This window comes from Vibrio neptunius (assembly GCF_000967495.1).
GTDB classification, from domain to species: Bacteria; Pseudomonadota; Gammaproteobacteria; order Enterobacterales; family Vibrionaceae; genus Vibrio; species Vibrio neptunius.
The window spans coordinates 38,799-51,469 of record NZ_JXXU01000019.1 but is presented as its reverse complement, the minus strand read 5'-3'; the positions used below and the strand labels follow the sequence as shown (position 1 = coordinate 51,469).

5 protein-coding genes and 1 tRNA gene are annotated in these 12,671 nt (G+C 47.3%); all 6 read right to left on the bottom strand.

What is annotated here, in order from left to right; all coding sequences use genetic code 11:
- Positions 1-23: 23 nt before the first annotated feature.
- Positions 24-6,173 carry a non-ribosomal peptide synthetase gene (locus tag TW84_RS07385; protein ID WP_045975017.1) on the bottom strand — a complete coding sequence of 2,050 codons (6,150 nt, stop codon included), beginning with the start codon at positions 6,171-6,173 and terminating at the stop codon, positions 24-26.
- Between the two features lie 109 nt (positions 6,174-6,282).
- Positions 6,283-7,524: an MFS transporter gene (locus TW84_RS07380; protein ID WP_045975016.1), complete on the bottom strand. Its 1,242-nt coding sequence runs from the start codon at positions 7,522-7,524 to the stop codon at positions 6,283-6,285.
- A 4-nt stretch (positions 7,525-7,528) separates the two neighbouring features.
- Complete coding sequence (locus tag TW84_RS07375; protein ID WP_045975015.1) at positions 7,529-9,496, bottom strand: TonB-dependent receptor; 1,968 nt, start codon at positions 9,494-9,496, stop codon at positions 7,529-7,531.
- Between the two features lie 260 nt (positions 9,497-9,756).
- Positions 9,757-10,719, bottom strand: a complete 963-nt coding sequence (locus TW84_RS07370) for a helix-turn-helix transcriptional regulator (protein ID WP_045975014.1) — start codon at positions 10,717-10,719, stop codon at positions 9,757-9,759.
- 158 nt (positions 10,720-10,877) lie between these two features.
- A complete protein-coding gene (locus tag TW84_RS07365; RefSeq protein WP_045975013.1) occupies positions 10,878-11,855 on the bottom strand; it encodes a helix-turn-helix transcriptional regulator in 978 nt (325 codons plus the stop codon).
- 487 nt (positions 11,856-12,342) lie between these two features.
- Positions 12,343-12,418 (bottom strand) — tRNA-Asn (locus tag TW84_RS07360).
- Positions 12,419-12,671 lie beyond the last annotated feature (253 nt).

Sequence of the window (12,671 nt, the reverse complement as noted above, 5' to 3'; positions counted from 1 at the left end):
TAGCACTCACCTCGAGCTAGTCTTTAGTTAACGCGTTGTCGGCGTGTGAGTTTGCGTTGAGTCTGTCTCTGCTGACGTTGGGTGCGTGCAGAGTGAGGTTCAGAACCCTTTGTTGATACCTCATACGCGCCAGCAAGTAAGGCTGGTGAAGGATAAGTAAACAGGTCTGTAACCGAGATCGTATCGCCTTGCTGGGTGAGTAACCCATGCAGTTGGACTAACTGCAATGAACTTGCCCCGGCATCGAAAAAGTTGTCGTTTTCACCAATCGGTGTCGAGACAATTTGACCAAAGGCTGCCTGAATCCGTTGCACATTTTCTGGTTTGCCTCGGTTACTCTTAGATTGAGAGACCAACGGTTGACCTGTAGCATGGGGGATCGGAGAGGTGACCGGCTCCGAATGTTCAGGCAGCAGAGTGGCCAAAGATTGGGACCAGCTCTGAGGTTGATTAGCCAGTGTTTTTAACAATGCGACATAGTGTCCAAACATCTGATCCAGCAGTGGTTGAGGTAATAGTGCTTCAACCGCGTCCCAGTTTAGACACAACATTCCTTCGGACTCATAGACTTGATGGTCAAGCCAGACTTGAGGTGTCTGAGAGATACCCCAGACAGGTTTTAGCCAGCCTTTATCCGACAAAAAGTCGCCATCGGAAGTCCCCAGTGCACTAGTGAATACGACGGGCATGCTTGCACTGGATAAGTGCTGTTGACGAGCGAGCTCTCGCATTACCCAAACGGCGGAGACATTACTGTGTTTTAAATCTTGAGCCAGTTGTTGTTGCAGACGTTTGATACTACTGAGCCAATTAGCCTCCTGATGCCAAGCCAATAGGAGCAATGTGGTGAAATCACCCATCACCTGATTAATCTGTGGGTGTACATCAGGGCGATCAAACAGAGTCAGGTTTAGGGTTAGCGATGACTGGCGTCCCCATGCTGCTAACGTTGCAGCGTATGCACCCATTAAAATAACGGATGGCGTTACCTGATGCCGGCTTGCTTGTGTTTTGAGAGCTTGCCATTCATGTGGCGATAAAGTCCCAGCTGCTCGTATAAACTTCGGGCGACTCAAAGTTGCAGGGTCGGCTTGCAATGGAAGTGTTGCTGCCGGCGGAAGATTAGTCAGTTGCTGCTGCCAATAGGTCTTGGCATGCTCTTCTGCTTGAGGCGAGCGGTGATTGCTCTGCCACTGAAGTACATCTCGGAATGTCAGTTCGATCGCCGGAAGCTGAATGCTTGGGTTCAGATACAAAGCTTCGAGCTCTGAGAAGAAAATCTGCATGCTCAGCCCATCCAACATCATGTTGTCTAATCCGATACAGAGTCGAGCATCGGAGTGTTCTGGCGATACAAGGGCTTCCATTGTGAACAGTGGCCACAATGCAGGGTCATTCACTCGGTGGGATAGTTCAGTGCGAATTAGGTCGGCTTCATGACAGTCAATATCAGCGAAGGTATGGCATTGGATTGAGAAAGCAGGAACGTCACTTAAGACTTGCTGCTGATGATTGCGTACGACCGTTCTCAGTGCATCATGGCGGTTAATCAGTTGGTTAAACGCCTGATTAAACCTTGGTGCATCAAACTCAGACACACGAAATTCGACGAAGAACTGCGCGCTTGTATTCCCTAAAGCAAAACCAGATTGTCGGCCAATCCAATAGGCTTCTTGTACTTCGTTCATTGGGAATGGTCTGTAGCGTTCTTCTGGGTTTGGTATCAGTTGGGCCGGCTGTTTCTGAGCTTCAGCGTGAGTCAATTTGGCGGCAAAGCTTTCTAACCTTGTGTGAGTGAAAAGATCAGTGAGATCGGCAATGTATCCGAGCTTTTGCAACGCGCCAATACAGCGGGTAGCCATCAGGCTGTCGCCACCGAGCAAGAAAAAATCACTGTGGCGGTCAAAAGTCTGTTTGGGGAAAAGCGATTGCCAGACTTGAGCCAAAACGCGTTCGTTCTCCGTTTGCAGCGGTGATTCAAGTGGTTGCGCTTCGTCCATTGATGTATTGTTTTGCGCCAATCGCTTGCGATCCACCTTGCCATTTGGACTCAGTGGCAGTGATGTCAGGAAATGGACGCGTTTGGGCAGCATATATTGAGGTAAAAGCTCTGCCAGTTTTGCTTTTAGAATTTCACTATCAGGAACTATGACCTGAGATAAATTACGTAGGGCATAACCCATCAAAGGCCATTGATCTAGCTTATGCTCGAGACGCAGGGCAGCATCTTGGAACCAAGTGAGCAGTTCGCTCTGAGTGGGGAGTGTTGAGAGGGCAGGGTCCATGACCAAAGCGCTGATAAGTGCACCTTCTCCTAGCGCGGAAGTTTCAAGTACCAGCATCAAGCCTTGTGGCGTCAGCAGTTTTTGAGCGTTGGTGAGCCCTGCTTGTGGCTCTTTGAGTCGGTGAAGAACATTATTGAGCAGGACGATGTCTGATTGACCGAACAACTCCTGGTTGTCCTTGTTATCCCAATGATGCACGCTGGCATGAGAGAAGCGCGCTAATCTTGATTGGGCTGATTGAACGAGGGACAAAGACGTGTCCATTGCGTGATAGTGAAGGGTGTCAGGACCACACAGTTCCAATAGTGCGTGCGCGACTCGACCGCTTCTGGCTTCATACTCTGCGAGAACGACAGGGCGACCAAGTTGAGATGACAGATTAGATATGCCTTGAGCAAGAGCACCAATTTGCGCCTGAAACGCAGGGCTGTGAGTCATTAACGCTTCAGGAGAGAGTATGCTATCTAACAGGGCTGGCGCTGGCTTGCTTCCTGTCATGATGGCTTTCAGCAATTCGCTGTTGTGCGTAAACTCGGAAGGTGTTTCAAACCAGTTTGGACACTGACCGGTTGGGTTGTGCAATTGGTAATGGGTTTCTGACTGCGTTGCTAAACCTTGCTGACAGAGTAACGCCCACCATTGCTTGAATAGTGGCTGGTAGCCTTCTGCTACTCCATAAGCATGACACCAAGACTCGAATGAACGTGATGCTTCACTTGCAGGGATGCTGGTGCAAAGGTGATAGAGCAGAAAATGAGCGACTTCGTTTGCCCCAAGCTGGTTCGCCGGACGACTCGAGGCAGGAAATAGATCGCTGTAGCTTGTGGGCAGGTTGTTGTCTGGGGTTGAACTTGCGCAAAGTTGATTGCCTTCAGCGACAACAAACACTTCTAATTGACGATCTTTTCCCCCACAAGGGCTGAGGGCTAAACTCACACCGTGACGAACACCATCTATGCGATTAAGTGCGGCGTCAATATCACCTAACTCTATCCTATAGCCGCCGACTTTGACCTGAGTGTCCTGACGTCCTAAAAACTCAAGTGTGCCGTCAGGCCAGTAGCATCCCATGTCGCCGGTCCGATACCATCGCTGACGTTCGCCACTGACTGAGTCATGAGTTTCAATAAATTGTGCTTCAGTACGTTCAGGATCGTTCCAGTAACCTTGTGCAACCCCCACGCCACCAATCCAGAGTTCACCCACTACCCAATCAGGGCAATCACGACCTGCACTATCAACGACTCGATAGGCTTGATTACTTAAAGGGTAGCCATAGGGAATGGAACGCCACATTGGATCAACCTTATCGACCAAAAACTCATTTGACCAAATGGCTGCTTCCGTTGCGCCTCCCATGGCACTGAACGTCCCCTGCGGGCGAAACTTACGGTAGCGCTCAGGGAGAGACAAATCGATCCAATCCCCTGAGAGCATCACAGTTCTGAGATGAGATGGAGTCGTGAGGCCCATACCTTCACAGTAGGTCAAAAACATGTCAAACAGAGCGGGTACCGTATTCCAAAGCGTGACATGGTACTTATCAACTAGAGCTGCCCAAGCCATAGGATCTCGTCGTTGTGTTTCAAGTGGAACGACTAATGCCCCCCCCGCTGAAAGCACGCCAAATATGTCATAAACAGACAGATCAAAGTGCAGAGCAGATAATGCCAAGACGCGATCTTTTGTGCTGATTTGGTGCCGTTGGTTGATATCAATGCATGTGTTCAGAGCCGATTGATGAGAGATCACGACACCTTTAGGTATCCCCGTAGAGCCTGATGTATAGATGATGTACGCGGTGTCATCAGGTGTGCATTGATGAGGGGGAGATAGCAACGGAGACTCGATAGCGGTTTGCCACTCGATATGATCGGCATCTGTCCAATCGTAGCGTGAGAGTGTGTTCTGACAACGCAATACAAATCGGATGTTCGCGCTATCTAATATAGTTTTTCGGCGGCTCAAAGGCTGGTCGGGAGCAATAGGCACATAAATGCCTCCTGCGTAGAGTATGGCAAGTGCAGCAATGATTTGGCCAGGACCTTTCTCCATACTGATCGCGACACGTTCGTCTTTTTCTAAGCCCGCTTTGATTAATAGGTTGGCGAGGCATTGAGCACGAAATGTCAGTGCTTCAAAGCTAATCGTCTCCCCGTCGTGCACGACTGCAATCGCATTTGGGTGGCGCGAAGCAACATCAAAAATGCGTTGGTGAAGCAGCCCGTCAGGCAGTTGAGTCGGTAGAGGAGTACGAGCTTGCCTTTGTCGTTTCTGTTGCTGCGGTAAGAGATCAGGGAAAGGTTCTGACCAGTTTGTGTTTTTGGCAACCAGATGTTCGACAACCTGAACAAAAGCTGCAAATAGACTATCCATAAAGCCTGACGGAAACAGTGCGTCCACGCTATCCCATTGCAACATGATGCCGTCTTTGTGCTTAAAGGCGACAAAATCGAGCCAGACCTGAGGTGTTTGTGAGATGCCCCAACCAGGTTCGCCCAAAGGCGATGAGTCATCGTCACCGAACAGGGAGTGGTTCAGGTTACTGGTAAAGACGATAGGTGCGCCGTGCGGATGGGTTCCCTTTTTTTTCAGCTCTCGAAGAACCTCTACACCAGAATGATGCCTATGTTCATAGACTTCAGCGAAGCGTTGTTGATGTGTTTGAGCCAACTCGACAATGCTTTTCTCTTCGAGGCGCATATCCAACAAAAGAATGTTGGTGAAGTCGGCAAGTAAGTGCTGTACATCTTCGTTAAATGGGTAGCAATCAAACAAGGTTAGATTGAGTAGGAGATCGGTTTGACCGCTCCATCTAGAGAGAACGGCTGCATAAGCGGTTGCCAATACCATGGTTGGTGTGACTTGATGTGCCGAAGCATGTTTCTGAAATATCGCCCATTGCTCATGATTTAGAGTATGGCGACGACGATGAAACTGGGGCTTACCAATTTGATGCGGTTCATTTGTCAAAGGAAACTTTGGCGCTGTAGGTAGCGAGTCTATTTGCTCGGACCAGAATTGTTTGGCGGCTTGGCGCACAGTAGCCAATTCCGCTTTCTCCTGTGCCAGATAGCTGCAAAAATCATAGTGCTTTGAGCGAGGCGATAACGGCATGCCCTGTAATAGTTGTGACAGTTCATTAAAAAACAGGCTAAAGCTCGCGGCATCCATAACCAAGAGGTCGATGCTGACATGCACTCTGAATTGGTCTTGAGGCAGTAAAGAACAGTGAAATTCTATCGTTTGGCCATTTTGTACGTCTAACGGACGGTGGCTAAGTTTCGCTCTCAAGTCGAGCAAGGCACTGTCTGCCTGCTCAGCAGGCATGTCTGTCAAATCATGACAAATGACCTTTATCGGACTCGTTGGTGCTTGCCAGCGTTGCATACCATCGCTTTGAAATGCGACGCTCAGCATCGGATGGCGTTTGACTAAAGTGTTTAGAGCGCGTTCTAAGAGAACGGTATCGAGCTGATGTCCATTAAACTCTTGATAAAGGTGACAGCCGTTGCCTCCCAGCGGCTGATTCGGGTCGCGACCGACATAATACGCATGCTGTACTGGTGTCATCGGAAACGGCTGACCATCGAGCATACTAGGCAAACGGGCAGGCGAGACTTCTGATTGCGCCTGCTGGTGTTTTTGACCGCTTGCGTGTAAACGAAGTAGATCGCGCACATCACCTAGTGTTGGACTGGCATAGAGCTGCTTGAGGCTAACTTTACAGCCTGCCCGCCTAAACTGACTGACCATACGCATTAAAAACATTGAATCCACGCCTAGTGAGAACATGTTTTCTTCGTCATTGAGAGCAGCATGAGAGAGTGCATAAGTATCGCAGAGCGCCTGTTCAAACTGGGTAATTAGATCAGTGTTATTCGACATGTTGGCATCTTACTTTTATCAAATTTAGGTTGAGCCTCCCTAAGCCACATGCGTTCATGTGGCTGATGGGAGAGGGTAAATTTGCCCACCATTGGTGGGCGTTATGGGATTAGGTAACTTGAGGTTGGGGTGATGACCTTGGTGTAGAGAGGCGAAGAAAACCAAGCCCAAAAGCAATGACAGTTGCAATAACCGCAATGCCATAGTGGGCGCCATAACCTAAGTTGGCGATGACAATGCCACTTGCCAGTGCCATCAGAATGGCAACCGCCATGTCTGTGGACTGGAAGAGGGTGAAGTCCACACCAGCTTGCTTGCCGTATGCCCATTCCATCATCAGGGTATAAAGGGCCACAAACTTCGCGGCGGCTACTGCTGAGCTTAGCACGTAGAGGATCGGTAAATGGAATGCGCTTATGATGAGCTCTTGCGTATCGAGGAAGAAACAGGCAAAGACCAAGGCTTCTAAACTTAAACAGGTTAGCAGCATGGTACGAGCAGAAAAGTGTTTCATTAATATGGCACTGACTAGTACCCCGATCAGTCCAGTGATGGCACCACCTCCTGCGGCAAGTACACCTAGATCGGTCAATTGAAGACCTTGATCAAACAGATAAGGCATCATCATTGATTGCACGCCTCGTGTCCCTATTTGGCATACTATTACCATGAGTAACCCCAAACGAACGCTGGAACTGTTCCAGGCCCTGAGCAATGAAGGGTGACACGATTCGATTTGAAGTTGTGGTGAAGGCACCTCTTTACGAAACAATGCAATTGTTGGTAGTGACATCGCAACAATGAGTGTCATCAGAACATACAGCGCCGTTTGCCATTGGTAGACCCCCATCATATAGATGAAAAGTCCACCACCAAATAGAGCACCGATGTAAGCGCCTCCGACTTGCATTGAGTTGCCTAAATGACGACTTCTTTGCGGCAATCGATCGACCGCTAAGCCATCCGTACTGATATCTGCAACAGTAGAGAATAAAGCCAGAGCAAACACGCTGATAAACAACAGGGCAGGGAGCTGTATCGCTGAAGTTAAAGCCATTCCAGTGAGGATGACAACAACGCCTAATTGGGCAAAACCAATCAGTTTCCCATGGCTCAACAGTCCGCGGCGCTTTCGCATTGCTTCCACATAGGGTGCCCATAAGAATTTCAACGCCCATGGTAGCATCGCTAAATAAAACAAGCCGATTTGAGAGGTTGAGATACCCTCAGAGCGCAACACGGCAGGTAGCCCTTGCAGTGTAAACATCCCAACGAGGCTTTGTATGGTGTATACGCCAGCAAGAACCGCCAGTAGTGGTTTGAGGCCCAGCGTTGTTTGAGCGGTGTTCATGGTATTACCACTCCAGCTTCATGTTCAAGCCAACCTCTCGCGCAGTACCGTAGTTGCTGTAGCGCGTGTTGCTTCGAGTGTACGCATAGGTGACGTACTCTTTGTCGGTCAAGTTATGACTGAACAAGCGGAAAGAGAGGTTGTCATTGATGGTATACTGAATAGCTACGTCAACGAGAGCATAGCCGTCTTGTGCCACCGTGTTGTTTTCATCAAAGTAGATTTTTGAGGTGTATCGTGCGTTGGTAATGATTGAAATATCGCCCTCTACCCAGGTTTGAGGCAAGTAATATTCAAGCCCAGCTACAGCGGTTGTATCCGGTGCATACGGCAGAGTGTTGCCTTGAATACCATTGTTGCCCGATTCGAATGTCGACTGACCGAAGGTGGCACCTAGTGTCAGCGTCAGATCATCTGTTGGGTAGTAAGCAAGGTCGAGTTCAATGCCTTTACTTTGAGCATCGCCCATATTGGTTAGGACCTGACTATTGGGGTTGCCCGTGTACAATTGAATATCTTTGGTTTCGATCCAGTATAGAGCGCCACTAAAGTGTAGCGTTTGATCGAGCAAGATGGTTCGCCATCCCAATTCACCATTTAGAGATTTCTCTGCATCATAGCCATTGGTATCGCCTGAGCTGCGTGGAACTGGACTAAAGCTACCAGGCCTGTAACCGCTGGTTATTGAGGCAAATATTCGCGAGTCCTCATCCACTTGCCAGCCAAGCGCCGCTTTTGGTGAAACCACACTTTCCGACTTTTCCGATTGGTAACTGTCAATCATCCAAGCGGAGTTACCGCCAAAGTCGGACTCGGAGGAGAATCTAGATGCGCGTAATCCGCCAGTGAGGTCGACACTTTGTGTTAGCGCATAAGTTGCTTGGCCAAATAGAGCATAGGTATCGGTCTTGATGTCATTGTGAGCACCCGCGTTAACATCAAAGCGTCTATTCTCGTAGTAGCCGCCGATTAGTGCAGAAAGGTCATCGTTGAATCGAGTGTTGGCACGAATCTCCTGGCTGAAGGTGTTTTGATTTTCAACCCATTTTCCACCGACAAACTGACGGTCAACGTTGCGGTTCTGGTACGCCGTGATACTGGTTAACTGGGTAGCCCCAAGATCGTAACCCACATTTAAAGCATAGCTATTGACGACACGTTTAAGTTCAGGGATGTCTTGGCTGGTCGCCTTGTTGTTATATTCCTCTTGAGTTAAATACCACTCTTCATGGCTGTCTAAGTGCGCAGAAGATACTGAAAAGGTGAGGGAGAGTGGTGATTGCTCAGGCAGATAGTGGAATCGGGCAGTACCGCTAAAATCTTCGGTTTCATTGGCGTCATCCGTATTGCTTGGAATATGACGAATGTTTCCTTCGTCTTTTAATGAGCGGATTGCAACATCAGCATAGGTTGTTTCGCTAATCGCGACGGCGGCTGAGCCATCAAGCTGTTGACTTCGATTGCTGTAGGTAACACCTGCTGAAGCTAGGGTCTCATCGGTAGCCTTTTTGGTCGTAATGTTGATGACACCACCTTGAGCATTACCTCCGTATAGCGTGCCTTGAGGACCTCTGAGTAATTCGACTTGTTCTACGTTCAATAACTGCTGGGTAAGGAATGCACTGTCTTGCAGTACACCATCAACGTAGATACTAATTGTGGGTGAATAATAGTCTGGTGAGCTAACGCCTCGTACGGTTGTATTGGCATACGTGCGGTTACCTCGTGTCTGAATCATCAGCCCCGGAAATGCTTTCTCTAAATCTTTCACTTCGTGGATCCCCGCTTTCTCAAGCTCCTCACCAGTTTTGATTAAGATGGCATTGTCGACACGTTCTAAGGGAATGTCCTGCTTAGTCGCTTCGATGATCATCACTTCCTGACCCTGGTTACTGGCAGCAACGGCTGGACTTAGTATTGCCGTCAACACTGCGAGTGAGAGCGGAGAAAGTGAGAAACGGTGCCTGAACATTTTACGGAATCCTTCTATTTATGATTTTATCGTCTATGGTGCAAATCTCATCGTCGAGGCGCTAACTCAATCAGGGGAAAAAAACGCGCGAATAGGCGTTTTCGACAATGAATGAGTAAAATTCAAACGCGAGCTTTTAGAGGAAATTTGCATATATCTTGGCTTTTGTATTTAACGCGCTGTATTTAAAGCACTTTTTAAGAGATCTTTTGTTCTTTTTCTAGATTTCAAACGGCCGTGATTATTGTGTTAAGCGTTACTTACAGTGTGTGGTGATACTGTGTCGAGGGGGACTCTGACGGATAAGCCGAGGGAGCACAGCCGAACTCTTTTTTGAATGCCGCGGCAAAATGGCCATGATTGGCATAGCCTACCTCTTGCGCAACATGTGAAATGGAGAGTGCATGCATACTTAACAACTCGGCTGCTTTGGCCATACGTTGTTGGACAATGTATTGGTGCACTGTGGTATTTAGCTCTTTGCGGAACCACTGCTTGAGTGATGTTTCGTTGGTGCCAATTCGTCGGGCCAGTTGTGTGATAGTCGTGGGCACCATGTATTCTTTATCAAGAATATCGATGGCTCTTTCGAGACCATTGCAATTGTCTATACGTGTACATCGGACATCATCATTTGCAAACAGGTATCGGGTGGCTTCCGTTATAAACGAGTAGGATAAGTGATGGTGCAGCGTGTCATTGAACGTAGATGCTAGAGATAGGCGATCCGCGAATCGTTTGAATGTCTCCGTTGCGGGCTTCATTGTCAGAAAGGGTTCCCTACGTCGAAGCTTGTCTTGGATGTCGTCGCCGATTTGCATGACATCCAGATATTCCATCAACACTTTTCTCGGCATCTGTATCGCAAATAGATGGGTTTGTTGAGGTTGGTATCGGCACATACCTGTTCTCGCATCAGAATAGCACAAGGCCAATGCTTGGCTGGGGAGGATACGAGGGGTGGCTAAACTGTCGATATAATAGTAAACCGCATTGCCAAAGTTAAGCATGATGGTAACAGAATCGAACTCAGTTTTGTCTTGTGTATCGAGTTGGATAGGAGAGCTGAAGTGGCCATGGAACTCGCTCAGCACCACATCATCATTAAGTTGATTACACCTTAGGGAAAATTCACATCTAGGATGTTTAAATACAATGTTTCCATTGGTTTGGATAGACTCCTCCATGAGATCTAAGTGGAAAGGAATACGGTAGTAAGCCATAGTTTTATTAATAATTATTTTTTGATAATGAGAAACATTATCACTTATTGGCTATTATGTCTATTATTGCATTAGTACAAACACTCTAGTAAAAAGACCCCGACGTACGCCGGGGCTGGTCTCAACTTGCTACCAGAGGGAAAGACAGAAGGGTAATATCAGGCTCTTTGGCGGCACTTACGATATTGAAGAGGGTTTTGTCCAAAATGTTGCTTAAACAGTTTGGTGAAGTGAGAAGGGCTTGAGTAGCCTACTTTGTATACAATATCTATAATAGGCTGGTCAGTGAACTCGAGTTCTGTTGCAGCGATATCCATTCGTGTTTGTTGTAGCCGCTTGGAGAATGTCGTATTGAAGAGCAACTTGAATCCTCGTTTAAAGCTCGTTTCATTGGTACCCACTTCTTTGCATAGCTCTGCAATACTCCAGTTTTTGCCAGGTTCTTGCTCGATTAAAGAATGTGCTTTACGGATCTTGTTCAGAGTTCGATTGGATAAACATGCGCTATCATCAGTCTTTCGGTTGGGCTGAATCATCTCCAGCTGCCCTAGTAACTTTGACAAACACTGATAGGCTTGTGAAACAGTGTACAGGGGTGTTGTTGTCTCTTGTGTATGGGTTGTTTCATTGATATCGAGCTGACTGAGAAAGCGCTGAATATCAAAGCTTGTATCAAATACCCAAGGTCGATTGTCAGCGAGAGGTTCAAGGCTACGATTTTTTAGCACTTCTTGAATTTGGTGATGAATCTTGCCCAAGTAGTGACATTCAAACCGAATGTCGGCGATCTCAACAAAGGTTTCTTCTGTACTTATAAAAACGTCATTGAACTGGTCGGTGGATAAAATAAGAACACTCTTACCGGGTTCCAGTTCAAGCGGTTGATCTTGACCATTGTGCCAAAGCAATCGTTCACCGCGCAAAACGGTTAATATGCGTAGGCAACAGGTAGGTTCTGCAGGCTGAGTCTCGTAGGCTGTGCAGCCTCCATATCCAGATAAGGTATGAATTTGACATCCCAAGCACCCGCCGAATGATTGGCAGGTCGGTTTTATCGGTGAGCGTAAAGATTGGCTAGTTGCACACGATGTGGCTTGAGAGCAATCAGATTGAAATTTTGAGTCAACGCAGTTCATAGTTGGTACCCTTCAATACGGCTTAGTCAGCTAAATGCACACATGTTTCATTGGAGTATTGAGAAGCGGGCCACAGGGCAAAGTATTCATTGTCCGCACGTTGTCTCATGTTTTTATTTTATTTTTTGAAACTCGTATTATTGGTTTTATAAACGAGTGCTTCATTCTGTTGAGCTTCTCGATTTCTGTCTACTCGGATCGGAAGTCATTTTTCTTCGCTTTGCACCGCAATTGAGTAGTGCTTGTAGTACAGGAAAACCAAAATTATTTTGGCAAATAAATATGCAGATGAAATTTCGATTGTTGTCGCAGGCCGCCAACAATGACCAGCCATCGCTCCTATAGGCATGACAATAAACAACAGGGACGAGTAAGTACTGCTAAGTGGGTAATGTTTGCGCAAAACGTTGGGAAACGATCGTTAGGGCGTGCAATCTTCTTGAAAACGAAAAAAGCTCAACCTTTCGATTGAGCTTTTTTCTGAATTTGGCTCCCCCTGCGGGACTCGAACCTGCGACATACGGATTAACAGTCCGCCGTTCTACCAACTGAACTAAGGGGGAATTGCGTTTAAGCGCTGCGAATCTTATCTACGGGATGAGACTCTGTCAACCTCAAAATCGCCTCATTGAGTTAAATATTTTTGTTAGAAAGTGCTTTACTTTTTTTTAGCCCTTGAAGCGTAAAGGTTAGGTTTACTTATCCACCAAAATTGTGGATAAGTGTGTTAATTAAACTTGATAAATGAAATAACGTCGAAGCAATCGATTTTTAGATGAAAAAGTAACCAATAAAAGTTCAGTGGTAACTTGTTGT